The sequence below is a fragment of the Pseudomonas sp. DTU12.3 genome (assembly GCF_004124275.1).
GTDB classification, from domain to species: Bacteria; Pseudomonadota; Gammaproteobacteria; order Pseudomonadales; family Pseudomonadaceae; genus Aquipseudomonas; species Aquipseudomonas helmanticensis.
This window is the reverse complement of record NZ_CP027218.1, coordinates 2,207,845-2,223,486: the sequence shown is the minus strand read 5'-3', so window position 1 is coordinate 2,223,486 and position 15,642 is coordinate 2,207,845. Positions and strand designations below refer to the sequence as shown.

The 15,642-nt window shown below is 59.4% G+C and carries 18 protein-coding genes; 12 read left to right on the top strand and 6 right to left on the bottom strand.

Annotated elements, in window-relative coordinates:
* Positions 1 to 48: 48 nt before the first annotated feature.
* From C2E19_RS10290 to aroC, 3 genes are read right to left on the bottom strand one after another with little or no spacing between them, the layout of a single operon-like run.
* A complete protein-coding gene (locus C2E19_RS10290) occupies positions 49 to 675 on the bottom strand; it encodes a methylthioribulose 1-phosphate dehydratase (RefSeq protein ID WP_129391306.1) in 627 nt (208 codons plus the stop codon).
* The gene (locus C2E19_RS10285) at positions 672 to 1,817 is read right to left on the bottom strand and encodes an MFS transporter (RefSeq protein ID WP_129391304.1); all 1,146 of its coding nucleotides are present in this window, start codon (positions 1,815 to 1,817) and stop codon (positions 672 to 674) included. Before C2E19_RS10285 ends, C2E19_RS10290 begins: the two co-directional genes overlap by 4 nt.
* A 34-nt stretch (positions 1,818 to 1,851) precedes the next feature.
* The gene (aroC, locus tag C2E19_RS10280; RefSeq protein ID WP_064118641.1) at positions 1,852 to 2,943 is read right to left on the bottom strand and encodes a chorismate synthase; all 1,092 of its coding nucleotides are present in this window, start codon (positions 2,941 to 2,943) and stop codon (positions 1,852 to 1,854) included.
* 130 nt (positions 2,944 to 3,073) lie between these two features.
* Between aroC and C2E19_RS10275 the strand changes: the two genes are divergently transcribed.
* Together C2E19_RS10275 and C2E19_RS10270 are read left to right on the top strand one after the other, a co-directional pair.
* Positions 3,074 to 4,027: an alpha/beta hydrolase gene (locus C2E19_RS10275; protein ID WP_129391301.1), complete on the top strand. Its 954-nt coding sequence runs from the start codon at positions 3,074 to 3,076 to the stop codon at positions 4,025 to 4,027.
* A 99-nt stretch (positions 4,028 to 4,126) separates the two neighbouring features.
* Positions 4,127 to 4,918, top strand: a complete 792-nt coding sequence (locus C2E19_RS10270; protein ID WP_129391298.1) for a hypothetical protein — start codon at positions 4,127 to 4,129, stop codon at positions 4,916 to 4,918.
* Between the two features lie 93 nt (positions 4,919 to 5,011).
* Here C2E19_RS10270 and prmB read toward each other — a convergent pair whose 3' ends face one another.
* Positions 5,012 to 5,920 carry a 50S ribosomal protein L3 N(5)-glutamine methyltransferase gene (gene prmB, locus C2E19_RS10265; protein ID WP_007914027.1) on the bottom strand — a complete coding sequence of 303 codons (909 nt, stop codon included), beginning with the start codon at positions 5,918 to 5,920 and terminating at the stop codon, positions 5,012 to 5,014.
* A 241-nt stretch (positions 5,921 to 6,161) separates the two neighbouring features.
* Between prmB and C2E19_RS10260 the strand changes: the two genes are divergently transcribed.
* The 5 genes from C2E19_RS10260 (at position 6,162) to C2E19_RS10240 (ending at position 8,935) form a co-directional block, all read left to right on the top strand.
* Positions 6,162 to 6,752 carry a cysteine hydrolase family protein gene (locus tag C2E19_RS10260; protein WP_129391295.1) on the top strand — a complete coding sequence of 197 codons (591 nt, stop codon included), beginning with the start codon at positions 6,162 to 6,164 and terminating at the stop codon, positions 6,750 to 6,752.
* A gap of 130 nt (positions 6,753 to 6,882) precedes the next feature.
* Positions 6,883 to 7,203 carry a hypothetical protein gene (locus C2E19_RS10255; protein ID WP_085732350.1) on the top strand — a complete coding sequence of 107 codons (321 nt, stop codon included), beginning with the start codon at positions 6,883 to 6,885 and terminating at the stop codon, positions 7,201 to 7,203.
* A gap of 74 nt (positions 7,204 to 7,277) precedes the next feature.
* The gene (locus C2E19_RS10250) at positions 7,278 to 7,835 is read left to right on the top strand and encodes a Smr/MutS family protein (RefSeq protein WP_127926454.1); all 558 of its coding nucleotides are present in this window, start codon (positions 7,278 to 7,280) and stop codon (positions 7,833 to 7,835) included.
* A gap of 78 nt (positions 7,836 to 7,913) precedes the next feature.
* Positions 7,914 to 8,459, top strand: coding sequence for a GTP cyclohydrolase I FolE (gene folE, locus C2E19_RS10245; protein WP_129391292.1), 546 nt, complete (start codon positions 7,914 to 7,916; stop codon positions 8,457 to 8,459).
* 104 nt (positions 8,460 to 8,563) lie between these two features.
* Positions 8,564 to 8,935, top strand: a complete 372-nt coding sequence (locus tag C2E19_RS10240) for a glutathione S-transferase N-terminal domain-containing protein (protein WP_129391289.1) — start codon at positions 8,564 to 8,566, stop codon at positions 8,933 to 8,935.
* Positions 8,936 to 9,097: 162 nt separating this feature from the next.
* Here the strand turns inward: C2E19_RS10240 and C2E19_RS10235 are convergent, their stop codons facing one another.
* Positions 9,098 to 10,264 (bottom strand): PLP-dependent aminotransferase family protein, encoded by a 1,167-nt coding sequence (locus tag C2E19_RS10235; protein WP_129391286.1) that lies wholly within the window; start codon positions 10,262 to 10,264, stop codon positions 9,098 to 9,100.
* Between the two features lie 82 nt (positions 10,265 to 10,346).
* Between C2E19_RS10235 and C2E19_RS10230 the strand changes: the two genes are divergently transcribed.
* The 3 genes from C2E19_RS10230 (at position 10,347) to C2E19_RS10220 (ending at position 13,151) form a co-directional block, all read left to right on the top strand.
* The gene (locus C2E19_RS10230) at positions 10,347 to 10,793 is read left to right on the top strand and encodes a MarR family winged helix-turn-helix transcriptional regulator (RefSeq protein ID WP_129391283.1); all 447 of its coding nucleotides are present in this window, start codon (positions 10,347 to 10,349) and stop codon (positions 10,791 to 10,793) included.
* 291 nt (positions 10,794 to 11,084) lie between these two features.
* Positions 11,085 to 12,434, top strand: a complete 1,350-nt coding sequence (locus tag C2E19_RS10225) for an NCS2 family permease (protein WP_129391280.1) — start codon at positions 11,085 to 11,087, stop codon at positions 12,432 to 12,434.
* A 90-nt stretch (positions 12,435 to 12,524) separates the two neighbouring features.
* Complete coding sequence (locus tag C2E19_RS10220; protein WP_008080903.1) at positions 12,525 to 13,151, top strand: LysE family translocator; 627 nt, start codon at positions 12,525 to 12,527, stop codon at positions 13,149 to 13,151.
* A 183-nt stretch (positions 13,152 to 13,334) separates the two neighbouring features.
* On the opposite strand, the gene uraH is transcribed toward C2E19_RS10220, so the two are convergent.
* Positions 13,335 to 13,688 carry a hydroxyisourate hydrolase gene (gene uraH / locus C2E19_RS10215; RefSeq protein WP_008031462.1) on the bottom strand — a complete coding sequence of 118 codons (354 nt, stop codon included), beginning with the start codon at positions 13,686 to 13,688 and terminating at the stop codon, positions 13,335 to 13,337.
* Positions 13,689 to 14,109: 421 nt separating this feature from the next.
* Between uraH and puuE the strand changes: the two genes are divergently transcribed.
* Both puuE and uraD read left to right on the top strand, forming a co-directional pair.
* Positions 14,110 to 15,036 carry an allantoinase PuuE gene (puuE, locus tag C2E19_RS10210; protein ID WP_129391277.1) on the top strand — a complete coding sequence of 309 codons (927 nt, stop codon included), beginning with the start codon at positions 14,110 to 14,112 and terminating at the stop codon, positions 15,034 to 15,036.
* Positions 15,033 to 15,548 (top strand): 2-oxo-4-hydroxy-4-carboxy-5-ureidoimidazoline decarboxylase, encoded by a 516-nt coding sequence (gene uraD / locus C2E19_RS10205; RefSeq protein ID WP_129391274.1) that lies wholly within the window; start codon positions 15,033 to 15,035, stop codon positions 15,546 to 15,548. The genes puuE and uraD overlap by 4 nt, the downstream gene beginning before the upstream one ends.
* Positions 15,549 to 15,642 lie beyond the last annotated feature (94 nt).

Here is a 15,642-nt window from a genome sequence, read left to right as displayed (position 1 = left end):
CGGTCGGGCACAGCATTTCATCAGGCAAATGGGCTACTTCCGGTGAAGTCAGCCTTGGCGGTTCATGACGCTGCGGGTTTTCAACTCGCATTCAAACAGGAATTCAAAGGCTTCGATCTGCCGCAGCGCGTCATTCATCTGCGCGCCCCACGTGTAGAGGCCGTGGCCGCGAATCAGATATCCGACGCAATCGGGATGGGCGTCGAGCCAAGGCTGCACCTTGGCGGCGAGGCGCGCAATGTCCTGATCGTTGTCGAAAATCGGCACGCGCACCCGCGATTCGTGGGTCGAGATGCCACTGAAGGCTTTTTGCAGTTCGTAGTCTTCGAACTCGATGAAGTCCTCAGGTGTCAGGCGCGACAGCACCGTGGCGTTGACCGAATGGGTGTGCAGCACCGCACCGATCTCCGCGCGCCAGCTATACAACTGGGTGTGCAGCAGGGTTTCGGCGGAGGGCTTTTTGCCCGGTTCCAGGCTGTTGCCCGACAGATCGGTGGCGAGCACATCGTCCAGACCCAACTGGCCCTTGTGCTTGCCGGACACGGTCAGCAGCGCTTCGCTCGGCGACAGGCGTGTCGAGTAATTGCTGCTGGTGGCCGGCGACCAGCCGCGACCATAAAGAAAGCGCCCGGCATCGACGATTTGCTGGGCGAGTTGTTCACGCGTAAGGCTCATGGCCTGTCCTCTTGCATACGTGTGGCAATGATAACGGCAGCAGCGAGCGCCGCGAGACTGGCAATACTAAAGGTCAATGTCGCGCCGAGGGCATTCCAGCTGTAACCGGAATACAACGCACCCATGGCGCCGCCGGTGCCGGCGAGTGCCGCATACAGTGCCTGGCCCTGCCCTTGCTGACGGGCGCCGAAGCTACGTTGCACGAAAGCGATGGCAGCGGCGTGAAAACTGCCGAAGGTCGCCGCGTGCAGAATCTGCGCGAACAACAGCACCCACAGAAACTCGGCGAACGAACCTAGCAGCAACCAGCGCAGCGCCGCCAGCAGAAAACTCGCCATCAGCACGCGGCGCAGGGAAACCCGCGCGAGAATCCGGCTCATGCACATGAACATCAGCACTTCGGCGACGACACCCACGGCCCAGAGCATGCCGATGGTGCCGCGCGTGTAGCCGAGTCGTTCCAGGTGCAAGGTCAGAAAGGTGTAATACGGGCCGTGGCTCATTTGCATCAGCGCCACGCAGCCATAAAACGCCAGTACGCCGGGATTGCGCAGTTGTTTGAGGAATCCGTCGCCGCTTGACCGGTTGCCTTGTGGCGGCTGCGCGTTCGGCACCCACAGACTGCTGAGGACGATGCCGGCCATGATCAGCACCAGCGCCGCCGGGTAGATGTCGAGGCTCAGCCATTCGAACAGACGACCGAGGGCAACCACGGTGATGATGAAACCGATCGAACCCCACAAACGAATCTGGCTGTAACGCGAGGTCTGCCCCTGCAAATGCGCGAGGGTGATGACTTCGAACTGCGGCAACACCGCGTGCCAGAAGAACGCGTGCAGCGCCATGACCATCGCCAGCCAGGCGTAAGTCTTGCTGACGAAGATCAGCGAGAAGGTCAGCAACGTGCACACCGCGCCAAAGCGCACGATGGCCAGGCGCTTGCCGGTGTAGTCGCCGAGCCAGCCCCAGATGTTTGGCGCCACGCAACGCATCAGCATCGGGATCGCCACCAGCTCGCCAATGCGTGCGGCGCTGAAGCCGAGGTGATCGAAGTACAGCGCCAGAAACGGCGCTGTCGACCCGAGCAAGGCGAAATAGAACAGGTAGAAACTGGACAGCCGCCAGTAAGGGAGCGCCGCCACGCCGGTTATGCCGCGACGGCTTTAGAGCCCGCCATCAAAGCTGACCCAGCACCGGCGTGCTCACGCGTACATCGGCGTTCTGGCCACGGTGACGCAGCAGGTGATCCATCAGCACGATGGCCATCATCGCTTCGGCAATCGGCGTGGCGCGGATGCCGACGCACGGGTCGTGACGGCCCTTGGTGATGACGTCGACCGGGTTGCCGTGGATGTCGATCGAACGGCCCGGGGTGGTGATGCTCGACGTTGGTTTCAACGCGAGATGGGCAACGATCGGCTGACCGGAGGAAATGCCGCCGAGGATGCCGCCGGCATTGTTGCTGAGGAAACCTTGCGGGGTCATTTCATCGCGGTGTTCGGTGCCGCGTTGGGCAACCGAGGCGAAACCGGCGCCGATTTCCACGCCTTTGACGGCATTGATGCTCATCAGCGCATGGGCCAGTTCGGCGTCGAGGCGGTCGAAGATCGGCTCACCCAGACCAGGCATGACGCCTTCGGCAACCACGGTGATTTTGGCGCCGACCGAGTCTTGATCGCGGCGCAACTGGTCCATGTAGGCTTCCAGCTCCGGGACTTTGTCCGGATCCGGGCTGAAGAAGGCGTTCTCTTCCACCGAATCCCAGGTCTTGAACGGGATTTCGATCGGGCCGAGCTGGCTCATGTAGCCACGGATGACGATGCCCTGAGTGGCGAGGTATTTCTTGGCGATTGCACCGGCCGCTACGCGCATCGCGGTTTCGCGCGCCGAGCTGCGGCCGCCGCCACGGTAGTCGCGCTCGCCGTATTTGTGGTGGTAGGTGTAGTCGGCGTGGGCCGGGCGGAACAGATCCTTGATCGCCGAGTAGTCCTTGGACTTCTGGTCGGTGTTGCGGATCAGCAGGCCGATCGAGCAACCGGTGGTGCGCCCTTCGAACACACCGGAAAGGATTTCGACTTCGTCGGCTTCCTGACGCTGGGTGGTGTGGCGGCTGGTGCCGGGCTTGCGGCGATCGAGGTCGCGCTGCAGGTCTTCGAGGGAAATCTCCAGGCCCGGCGGGCAGCCGTCGACAATGGCGACCAACGCCGGACCATGGCTTTCGCCAGCGGTGGTGACAGTGAACAACTTGCCGTAGGTATTGCCGGACATGCAGGACGCTCCGTGAAATCAAACCCAAATTCGTGATGCGCGCCAGTATACGCAGGCTAACCGAGTAGTTCATCCTCGAACCTTAGTGGTGCGGGTGAGTCCAACCGGCACCTTGGCGAATGATGGCGTGATGATGCTGCGAGTTTTGATCTTGAGTCTTACCCTGTTTACGGGCTTTGCCCAAGCGACGGTCCTACAACGCCCGGTAACTTTGGACACCGGCACTGGCGAGCTTTTCGGCTCGCTGTTGCTGCCAAAGTCCGACAGTCCGGTGCCGGTTGTCCTGATCATTTCTGGCTCCGGTCCTACGGATCGCGACGGAAACAACCCCGACGGCGGGCGCAACGACAGTCTGAAACGGCTGGCCTGGGTGCTGGCCAAACACAACATTGCCAGCGTGCGATACGACAAGCGCGGTGTAGCGGCGAGCCTGGCAGCGACGCCGGATGAACGTAACTTGTCGGTGGAAGCCTATGTCGCCGACGCCCAGGCGTGGGCGCGCAAACTCAAGGCCGATCCGCGATTCGGCCCGTTGATCCTGCTCGGCCACAGCGAAGGCGCGATGATTGCCACGCTGGCGGCACCGAATGCTGATGCGGCAGCGCTGATTTCGCTGTCCGGCACTGCCCGACCGATTGATGAGGTGTTGCGCCAACAGCTGGCGCGCAGCCTGCCGCCGCCACTGATGCTGCGCAGCAATGAGTTGCTCGACAGCCTCAAGGCCGGCCACACCGATGACAATGTGCCGCAACCGTTGCAGGTGATATTCCGCCCGAGCGTGCAGCCGTATCTGATTTCGCTGTTTCGTCAGGATCCGGCAAAAGCTTTCGCGCAATTGCAGATGCCGGCGCTGATTGTTCAGGGCAGCAACGACATTCAGGTCGGCGTCGATGACGCGAAGCTGCTCAAGGCTGCCAAACCCGACGCCGAACTGGTGGTGATCGAAGGCATGAACCATGTATTGCGCATCGTCCACAACGACATGAAGCGGCAATTGGCCTCGTACAAGGACCCGAATTTGCCGCTGGCGGCGGAACTGGGCAGCAAAATCATTGAGTTTATTGACGGACTTCGCACCCGTTAAGCGTCGTTTGCCCTCCAGTCCTGACAAAAACGGCCGATAAGCCTTTGTCGCCAGCGCAATGGCTGGCGACAAGCAGGGCTTGGACAGGATCTCGCCGTTATGACTGATACCCCGACTTCACCCGACACCACCGCTGAAAAAGACGCACCGCCAGCGGCCGAGCTGCCGTGGGCGGATGTCCATGTCGAGCACCACAAGATGCTCCGCCTGGCCCCGTTGCAGACCGATCGTCACACCGGTGGCCGGCCGCTGCGCTTTGTCGAGTTCGGCTATGCCGAGCGCAACAGCAAAGAACACAGCCTGATGCGCATGGAAATCAAGCTGCCTGGCCAGCGCGTGCGCAAAGAACAGAATCACCTCGATATCTGGGTCAATCACACGACCAAGCGTGTGCATTTCGGCCCGGACAGCGGCCTGCAGATCGAGCCGTTGAACCGTGGCATCGGCCGTTACATGGCGGCGCAAGGGATCAACTGGGCGAAAAAGCGTTGGCCGACCTACACCGTCGACGGCATGGACTTGAACAACAAGGACGCGCTGAATGAAGACACGCGGCTGCGTCGCGATCATTTCCTGCGCGTCCACGGGTTTGATGTGGTGTACGCCGATGCCCAGCATTTGAAGGGCAGCGTCAAGGAAGTGCAGGTCGGTGACTTGCTGGGCGACTGGAACAGCGAAAAGCTGCAGAACGTCGAGATTCTCGAAGCGGCGCAGATGCTTCAGCAGGCCGAGCAGAATCTGGCCGAGCAGGAAGTGAAGCTGAAGAAGCAGGAAGAGAAAGTCGGCAAGTTCAAGCGTGAAGACGCTGGGCTGCGCTTTACGATTACTTGTCTGGTGGCGTTTGCGGTGTTTCAGGCGGGGCTGTTGATCTGGATTGCCACGCACCGGTAGATCAAAAGATCGCAGCCTTCGGCAGCTCCTACATTGGAATTGGTGTACACCCTGTAGGAGCTGCCGAAGGCTGCGATCTTTTGCTTTTAGGCCTTAGACGCGGGAAGCGAACAGGGCCTGATGATCGCGGCACTGTTCAGCGGTCAGCATGAACACGCCATGCCCGCCGCGCTCGAATTCGAGCCAGGCAAAATCGACTTCCGGGTACAGCGCGTCAACGTGCACCTGGCTGTTGCCCACCTCGACAATCAGCAAGCCCTTCTCGGTCAGATGATCCGCCGCTTCCGCGAGCATCCGGCGCACCAGGTTCAGACCATCATCGCCACACGCCAGGCCCAGCTCGGGTTCATGCTGATATTCGTCCGGCATGTCGGCGAAATCTTCCGCATCGACGTAAGGCGGGTTCGACACGATCAGGTCGAAACGCTGCCCCGGCAGGCCATCGAAACCATCGCCCTGCACGGTGTACACACGCTCATCGACGCCATGGCGCTCGATGTTCTGGTTGGCCACTTCGAGCGCTTCGAACGACAGGTCCGCCAGCACCACTTCGGCGTTCTGGAACTCGTAGGCACAGGCGATGCCGATGCAGCCGGAACCGGTGCACAGGTCGAGAATGCGCGCAGGCTCGGTGCCGATCCACGGGGCAAAATGGTTTTCGATCAGTTCGCCAATCGGTGAGCGCGGGATCAACACGCGCTCGTCGACGATGAACGACATGCCGCAGAACCACGCTTCACCCAACAGGTAAGCGGTCGGAATACGTTCTTCGATACGGCGCTTGAGCAGGCGTTGCAGGTTCACCAGTTCGTCGTCTTCCAGCGCACAATCGAGGTAGCTGTCGGCGATTTCCCACGGCAGGTGCAACGCACCGAGTACCAACTGCCGGGCTTCGTCCCAGGCATTGTCGGTGCCATGGCCGAAAAACAGATCCTCCCCATGGAAGCGGCTGACGGCCCAACGGATGTGGTCGCGCAGGGTACGAAGTCGGGAAGTGATCACGGGGGCAGAACTCCAGAAAAAACGACTGGCGATTCTACCAGCCAAAACGCGCGCCGACGACGCAGGAAAATCGTCGCGGCGACGGTAGGTGTTTTGTGTCTTTTTGCTTCAGCGGTTCAACATAACGTGTAACTTGACATGGCTGCAGGCCAGTAACGACGGTGCCTACGATGGTAGCGATTCACAGAACCGCTCAGCCAGAGGACAATGTCGCAAAAGCCCCACCCCGAGGAGCCCCAGAATGTCCGTTCCAAAAACGATGTTTCAACTCAGCGGTCGCGGTTACGCAGCGGCCACACTGAGCCATGCCACCGTGGTCATCATCGATGCCCAGAAAGAATATCTCAGCGGCCCGTTGGCCCTGAGCGGCATGGACGCGGCCGTCGCGAACATCAAACAAATTGTTGCCGCAGCCCGTGCAGCCGGTCGGCCGATCGTGCACGTGCGTCATCTCGGCACCGTCGGTGGCCTGTTCGACCCACAGGGCGAACGTGGCGAATTCATCCCTGGGCTTGAACCGCAGGGTGATGAAACCATCATCGGCAAGCTGCTGCCGAGCGCCTTCCATGGCACCGAATTGCTCGATCGTCTGCAAAACCTCGGCTCTCTGGACCTGATCGTTTGCGGTTTCATGAGCCATTCCAGCGTCAGCACCACCGTGCGTGCGGCGAAGAACCTCGGGTTCCGCTGCACGCTGGTAGAAGACGCCTGCGCCACCCGCGACCTGCCGTTCAAGGGCCGGGTACTGAGCGCCGAACTTGTTCAGGAAGCGGAAATGGCGATCATGGCCGACAACTTCGCCACCCTCGCGCTGACTCAAGACCTGATCTGATCTGCTTTGATGAGCGGTTCAGCGCGCCGCTCATCCGCAAAATCTTCTCATTTGCCGCAAATGCCATAGCCTCAGGAACAACCCGGTCAACTCCCGGTCGAAGGGCCGATACCCATTGAGGAAGGTCGGAATGAAGTTATCCGATGGATTTGACGCACGCCGCTTGCGGCCCAAAGGCCAAAGCAACTGGCGTTTTCGATTCGGCGCGGCGATCGCGGCCATTCTGGCCACCTTCGGCGTGCTGCTGGCGATGGCCGGAGCGGCCAGCCTGATCGGGCACCCTCCGGCGCTCGGTGATTTGAACGCTACACCGATGGGTTCGGCGATCATTCTGGCGGTCGGTTTGCTGTTTCTGTATTTCGGTGTCGCCCTGTGGCGCCGCTGCCGCCGTCGCGCACGGCAATCGCGGGAACTGAACATGTCCCCGCACCTGATGAAAAAACACGACTGATTCACCGGCCTGGCTTTTTGCCGGGCCGTTTTGTTTCGACTTGGGTAAACTGGCCGCCCTTCGCGGAGGCTGACATGCAAGACGACGATTTTTCCCTGTTCAAAAGTGCGATCCAAGGCGTCAAGCCGATCAAGCACGACCGCGCCGACACCGGCAAACCCAAGGCTGACCGCGCACAGATTGCCAAGCTGCGCCAGTCCGCCACCGTGCGCACCGACACCGCTACCGTGGATGGTCTGTCCGATCAGTTCGTGATCGATGTCGGCCCGGAAGACGAGTTGATGTGGGCGCGCGATGGCGTGCAGGAAAGTCAGATGCGCAAGCTCAAGGTCGGTCAGATCCCATTCGAAGGCAGCCTCGACCTGCACGGCATGAGCGTGGAAAAGGCCCGCGAAACCCTCTGGGCCTTTCTCGCTGAAGCGACAAAATTCGAAATCCGCTGCGTGCGTGTCACCCACGGCAAGGCCGTGCGCCTGGACGGCAAGCGGCCGATGATCAAAAGCCACGTCAACACCTGGTTGCGCCAGCATGCGCAGGTGCTTGGATTCTGTTCGTGCCAGGCCAAACATGGCGGTGCCGGCGCGGTGTACGTGATGCTTAAACGCACGATGATGGAAGGTCGCGACGAATAATCCCGTTACACCGAACTTGCAGGGTCGTGTCCGCCACCGTACCCTTGCCCTTTGCGAAAATCCCCCACAGGTAGTTTCATGTCCCTGGAACAGAATTACACCGCGATTCTCGGCCAACTGGGCGAGGACGTCTCCCGCGAGGGCCTGCTCGACACGCCAAAGCGTGCCGCCAAAGCCATGCAGTACCTCTGCCGCGGTTATCAACAGACGCTCGAAGAGGTCACCAACGGTGCCCTGTTCAGCTCCGACAACAGCGAAATGGTGCTGGTCAAGGACATCGAGCTGTACTCGTTGTGCGAACACCACATGCTGCCGTTCATCGGCAAGGCGCACGTTGCGTACATCCCGAGCGGCAAAGTGCTGGGCCTGTCGAAGGTCGCGCGGATCGTCGATATGTACGCCCGCCGCCTGCAGATTCAGGAAAACCTCAGCCGCCAGATCGCCGATGCTGTCCAGCAGGTAACCGGCGCACTGGGCGTGGCCGTGGTGATCGAGGCCAAGCACATGTGCATGATGATGCGCGGTGTCGAGAAGCAGAATTCGTCGATGATCACTTCGGTGATGCTCGGTGAGTTCCGTGAAAACGCTGCCACCCGCAGCGAATTTCTCAGCCTGATCAAGTAATCCGCAGCACGAAGAAAACCGGCATTCATCGCCGGTTTTTTTTCGCCCGTGAAAAATCGGGTAAGCTGCGCGCCTTTCTCAATCTGCACCGTGAGGCTTTCAACGTGTTCGTCAAAGCGCTTCGTGTCGGCCTCGGCCAACTGGTTATCTTCATCGACTTCATCACCCGTCCGGGCAAGAAAAAACGCCCCGCCGCTGCTCAGGCCCAAGTGGATTCGGCAGCGAAGGATCTGACGTTGTATCAGTTCAACGCCTGCCCGTTCTGCGTAAAAACCCGCCGGACTCTGCGTCGTCTGAATGTGCCGGTGGCGCTGAAGGATGCGAAGAACAACCAGCAGGATCGTCAGACGCTGCTGGAACAGGGTGGCCGGATCAAGGTGCCTTGCCTGCGCATTGAAGAGAATGGCCAGACGACGTGGATGTATGAGTCGAAGGTGATTATTGATTATCTGGACAAGCGATTTGCTGCGGTCTGATATTTTTTTGTTGTGCTGACTGACGCCTTCGCGAGCAAGCCCGCTCCCACCATTTAAAATGCATTCCCCTGTGGGAGCGGGCTTGCTCGCGAAGAGACCCTCCCAGGCACCAAAAATCCCAGACAAAAATAAACCGGCCCATGAGCCGGTTTATTTGTTTTATCAGGCCGCTTCGTCCAACTGCGCCTGGCGCACCACCGCCGCCAATCGCTTCAACCCTTCATCCAGTCGCGCCGGATCGATGTGGCTGAAATTCAAACGCAAATGCCCATGATGTTTGTCAGGATCCGGGAAGAACGGCTCACCCGGCATAAACGCCACGTCGTTGGCCAACGCCTCATTCAATAGCGTTCGCGTATCCAGCGGTTGCTTCAACGTCAGCCAGAAAAACAACCCACCCTGCGGCATTTCCCAATCCGCCAGATCGGCAAAGTGAGTTTCCAGCGCGGCCTGAAACGCATCCCGACGCTGGCGATAGAACCCACGCAACTCACTCAAGTGCTGCTGATATTTCTCCGTGCCAATCCATTGCAACGCCTGCCACTGGCCGATGCGGTTGGTGTGCAGATCCGCTGATTGCTTGAGCTTGAGCAGGTGCGGAAACAGATCCGGGCTGGCGATCAGGTAGCCGATGCGCAGACCTGGCAGCAAGGTTTTCGACACGGTGCCGGTGTAGATCCAGCTCGCCTTCTTCAGACGCCCGGCTATCGGTTTGGCGCTGCCGCCATCGAAGGTCAGCTCGCGGTACGGCTCGTCTTCGATCAGGGTCACGCCGAATTCATCGAGCAATGCCGCAACGGCTGCACGTTTGGCTTCGCTGTAACGCACGGCTGACGGGTTTTGAAAGGTTGGGATCAGGTAGATGAACGCCGGACGGTGTTGTTCCAAGCGGCTGCGCAATTGCACCAGATTCGGGCCGTCGGACTCTTGCGGCACGGTCAGGCAATCGGCGCCGAACAGCTGGAAAATTTGCAGGGCGGCTAGATAGGTCGGCGCTTCGAGCAGAATTTCCGTGCCCTTGTCGATGTACAACTTGGCTGCCAGATCGAGGGTCTGCTGAGAGCCGCTGACCACCAATACCTGACTCGCCTCACAGTCCAGACCCAGCGCCCTCGCCTCCGCCGCCAACGCTTCGCGCAACGCCGGCTCGCCTTCGCTCATGCCGTATTGACCGAGCGCCAGCGGCATGTCGGCCCACTCGACTTTCGGCAGCATCGCTTCGGCGGGCAAGCCGCCGGCGAATGACATCACCTCAGGGCGCTGGGCGGCGGCGAGGATTTCACGGATCAAAGAACTTTTAAGGCGCGAGACACGTTCGGAAAAAGCCATGGAGGTCACCGGTAGCGAGGCGGATGAAAAATGAGTCAAACTGGTTGACTGAAATTACGCCAGCTTGAGCGAGTACGTCAACATGCTTGACCTTAAAAACCCATCCAGTCAGCAGCAGGCGATGGAAGCATTTTTCTTCGGCTACCAGGCATTCACCGCCAAGGCTGACGAAATGCTCGAGCGTCGCGGATTGTCGCGGGTGCATCAGCGCATTGTGTTTTTCATCGCCCGTTATCCAAATTTGAGCGTGAAGGAATTGCTGGAATTGCTCGGTGTGAGCAAGCAGGCGTTGAACATGCCGTTGCGGCAGTTGCAGGAAATGCATCTGGTCGACAGCGTCGCGTCGGAGGCTGACAAGCGTAAGCGGTTGCTGGCGTTGACAGCGGAAGGCGCGAAGTTTGAGCAGGCGTTGCGGCGTGAGCAGGTGAAGTTGCTGGAGCGGGTCTTTGCCGAGGCTGGGGAGGCGGCGGTGAATGGCTGGTTGGCGGTGAATTTGGCGCTGGGGAACAGTCAGGCGCAGCTCGATTGAATTGGACGACCTCTTCGCGAGCAAGCCCGCTCCCACAAGAGAACGCATTTCAAATGTGGGAGCGGGCATGCTCGCGAAGGCGTCCGAACAGACGATATATCCCTATCAATGGAACTTTCGTAAACAAAACCAAAAACAATATTTGCTTTATTTGTACACAAAAGCATAATCCACAGCGTGCGAGTTCCTGACCTCATGGTCAACAAATTCGCAAGTGCCTCAAAGGGCCGCTGCCACCCCTCATGGGTCCGGCCCTGGAAATAACAATAAAACTCTTGAGGAGTACTCGCTGTGGAAAGCCGCAAATCCGAAGCATCGACGCTGGATCTCTCGCCGCCATTACGCACTGGCCTGCTGGAGCGCTTGTTCAAACTCAGCTTGCATGGCACCACGGTGAAGACCGAGCTGATTGCCGGTCTGACAACCTTCATCACCATGGCTTACATCATCTTCGTCAACCCGAACATCATGGCCGATGCCGGGATTGACCACGGTGCGGCGTTCGTCGCCACCTGTATCGCCGCTGCGCTGGGCTGCCTGTTGATGGGCCTGTACGCCAACTGGCCGGTCGGCCTGGCGCCGGGCATGGGCCTCAACGCGTTCTTCACTTACACCGTGGTCGGCACCATGGGCTACAACTGGGAAACCGCGCTGGGTGCGGTGTTTGTCTCCGGTGTGCTGTTCATGATCCTGACCTTCTCGCGGATTCGCGAGTGGCTGCTCAACAGTATTCCGGTCAGCCTGCGTTTTGCGATGGGTGCTGGTGTCGGGCTGTTCCTCGGTCTGATCGGCCTGAAAACCGCGGGCATCGTCGTCGACAGCCCGGCGACCCTGATCAAGCTCGGCTCCCTGCGCGAACCTGGCCCGCTGCTCGCCGCCATCTGCTTCCTGATGATCGCAATCCTCAGCTACCACAAAATCTTCGGCGCGATCCTCATCAGCATCATCACCGTGACCCTCGCCGGTTGGGGTCTTGGCATCGTGCATTACGAAGGGATCATGTCGACGCCGCCAAGTCTGGCGCCGACCTTCATGGCGATGAATGTCGCGGGCGTGTTCAACGTCAGCATGATCAGCGTGGTCCTGGCCTTCCTCTTTGTACACATGTTCGACACCGCCGGCACCCTGATGGGTGTTGCTCAGCGCGCCAATCTGGTCAACGCTGACGGCCGTATCGAAAACCTCTCCCGCGCGATGAAAGCCGACAGTGCGTCCAGCGTATTCGGCGCTATTGTCGGTGTTCCGCCGGTTACCAGTTATGTAGAAAGTGCTGCCGGCGTGGCCGCAGGTGGTCGGACTGGTCTTACCGCAGTCACCGTAGGTGTGCTATTTATAGCGGCAATGTTTTTCGCACCGCTGGCCGGCATGATTCCCGCTTACGCCACCGCCGGTGCACTGATCTACGTAGCGATGCTGATGATGGGCGGCATGGCCCACATCGAGTGGGACGAAGCCACTGATGCCATTCCGGCGATCGTCACCGCCATCATGATGCCGCTGACTTTCTCGGTCGCCGACGGTATCGCGCTGGGCTTCATCACTTATGTGGCATTGAAGGCCGGTACCGGCAAGTACAAGGAAATTTCCGTCAGCCTGTGGGTGCTCTGCGCGATCTTCATCGCCAAGTTCATCTTCCTGTAAACGCTACGCGGTTCAGGTTTCAAAACAGCCTCACCCTCGCGGGTGGGGCTTTTGTGCATTTTTCAGTACAACAAAAAAAGGAGGAAAGTGATGAGTCTGGAAACCTGGCTGCTGTTCAGCGGCGCTGCATTGGTGGTGATCCTCATTCCGGGGCCACTGTCGTTGTTGATGATCAGCAACAGTCTGAATTACGGTTTGCGCCGCTCTTACCCGGCGTTTCTCGGTGGCGTGATTGCCTCGATCTGCCTGCTCAGTGCGTCGGCGCTGGGGCTGGGTGCGTTGCTGCTGGCGTCGGAGCAGTTGTTCAGCGCGCTGAAAATCGTCGGTGCGCTGTACCTGTTCTACCTCGCCTGGCAGAGTTGGCAGCAATCACGTCAACCGTCGGTGGGCGCAGAAGTGCCTCAGGCTGCACCGACGCCGCGCTTTCGCACCTTGTTTGGGCGCGCGTTTGTGTTGGGCGCGAGTAATCCGAAGGACATCCTCTTCTTTGCTGCGTTTCTGCCGCAGTTTCTCAGCGCGCAGCAGCCGTTCCTGCCGCAGTTGTTGATCATGATTGCGACCTGGGTGGTGCTCGATCTGTGCTGCAAACTGGCCTATGGGCTGGGCGCGCATGGCGCGGCGCGGTATCTGCGCAGTGGCAAGGGGCAGAGCTGGTTTAACCGCATCAGTGCCGGGTTGTTCAGTGGTGCAGGCGCAGCGTCCCTGCTGAGCCGTTAAAGAGCAAAAGATCGCAGCCTGCGGCAGCTCCTACATGGGATTGCACTTCAATCTGTAGGAGCTGCCGCAGGCTGCGATCTTTTGACTTTAGGGCAGGCGAAAAAAAGCCCGCAGTGTGAGCGGGCGAAAGACCAAAGAAGCTATATGCGCAGTCGCTTCCCGGTGGGGGCAGCTGCTTGGGGGTCAGCTGCCCCGGTACGTGGAATAGCTGTACGGCGAAATCAGCAACGGCACATGGTAGTGATCCTGTTCGGCAGAGATGCCGAAGCGCAGCACAACCACGTCCAGAAATGCCGGTTCCGGCAACTGAACGCCACGGGCGCGGTAGTAATCGCCCGCATGGAACTGAACCTGATAAACCCCGGTACGGTAGTCATCGCCTTGCAGCAGCGGTGCATCGACCCGGCCATCGCTGTTGGTAATCGCACTGGCGACCAATTCCAGTTGCGAGCCTTCAACGCGGTACAGCTCGACCTTGATCGAACTGCCCGGGCAACCGTGTGCAGCGTCCAAAACGTGTGTTGTCAAACGTCCCATTGATTCTGCGCGCCTGCCTGCGTGGAAGCAGTCAGACCTCGCGCCTCCCGAAGTCAGTTGAAAAGGAGACCGCACCGATTCGGAGCACGAAAAGCTGCGGCGAGCGATTGATTAAGACACTTTTCAAAAAAATTGTACACAATAAAAACGACATTTTTTCCTGCACCCCCGCCATCCGGGCCTTTACCCGCGATCTGCCAGCACAGCGCCTGAACATTGAACCTTCAATCCATTAGCTGACTGGTCAGGCAGGTTTCTTGCAGGCTCACGCCATTAGCAGTAAAAGATGACAGTCGGTGAAAAATGCGAAAATTCAGGCTTACAAAGTGCGATTAAAGTTGTATACAATCAGCCCATCGCTGTGACGCCAGCCTGCCAGGCCGCCACACACATCTGTCAACGAATAAGAAGGAAGACTGCAGTGAGCGCTGACTACCCACGCGACCTGATCGGTTACGGCAGTAACCCTCCTCACCCACAATGGCCGGGCAATGCCCGCATCGCCCTGTCGTTCGTACTCAATTACGAAGAAGGCGGCGAGCGCAACATTTTGCACGGCGACAAAGAATCCGAAGCCTTCCTGTCTGAAATGGTTGCTGCCCAGCCGCTGCAAGGCGCGCGCAACATGAGCATGGAATCGCTTTACGAGTATGGCAGCCGTGCCGGCGTCTGGCGGATCCTGAAACTGTTCAAGGAATTCGACATTCCGCTGACCATCTTCGCCGTCGCCATGGCCGCTCAGCGCCATCCGGACGTGATCCGCGCGATGGTCGATGCCGGCCACGAGATCTGCAGCCACGGCTACCGCTGGATCGACTATCAGTACATGGACGAAGCGCAGGAACGCGAGCACATGCTCGAAGCGATCCGCGTCCTCACCGAAATCACCGGCGAGCGCCCACTGGGCTGGTACACCGGCCGTACTGGCCCGAACACCCGTCGCCTGGTGATGGAAGAAGGTGGTTTCCTCTACGACTGCGACACCTACGACGACGACCTGCCCTACTGGGAACCGAACAACCCGACCGGCAAGCCGCATCTGGTGATCCCGTACACCCTCGACACCAACGACATGCGCTTCACGCAAGTGCAGGGTTTCAACAAGGGTGACGACTTCTTCGAATACCTCAAAGACGCGTTCGACGTGCTCTACGCCGAAGGTGCCGAAGCGCCGAAGATGCTCTCGATCGGTCTGCACTGTCGCCTGATCGGCCGTCCGGGTCGCATCGCTTCGCTCAAACGCTTTATCGAATACGCCAAAAGTCATGAACAGGTGTGGTTCAGCCGTCGCGTCGACATCGCGCGCCACTGGCACGAAACCCAGCCGTACCAAGGGGCCGCCAAATGAGCCGCTTTCAAACCCTGCAACCGTCGACCCTGAGCCGCGACGCTTTCGTCAACGCTTTCGCCGACATCTACGAACATTCGCCATGGGTGGCCGAGAAGGCCTACGACCTGGGCGTGGACGCTTCGATCGACGAGATCGAAACCCTGCACCAGCGCATGAGCGACATCCTGTTGAGCGCCGATCACGCCAGTCAGCTGGCACTGATCAACGCTCACCCGGACCTGGCCGGCAAAGCTGCCGTCCAGGGCCAACTGACCGAAGCCAGCACCAATGAACAAGCTGGCGCCGGTATTCACCAATGCACGGCCGAAGAGTTCCAGCGCTTCACCGAGCTGAACGACGCCTACAAAGCCAAGTTCAAGTTTCCCTTCATCATGGCGGTAAAAGGCAGCAACCGGCATCAGATCCTCGCGGCGTTCGAAACGCGCATTCACAACTCGGTCGACACCGAATTCAAATGCGCGCTGGCGGAGATCAACAAGATTGCCCTGTTCCGTTTACTGACTCTTTAGCGAGCTGCCCTTGTAAAAAGCCCCGAGCGCATCAAACGCGGAGAGCACCCAGGGCAGCAAGCATCCCCAGCCACTTATTTAAAGGCAGACAAGA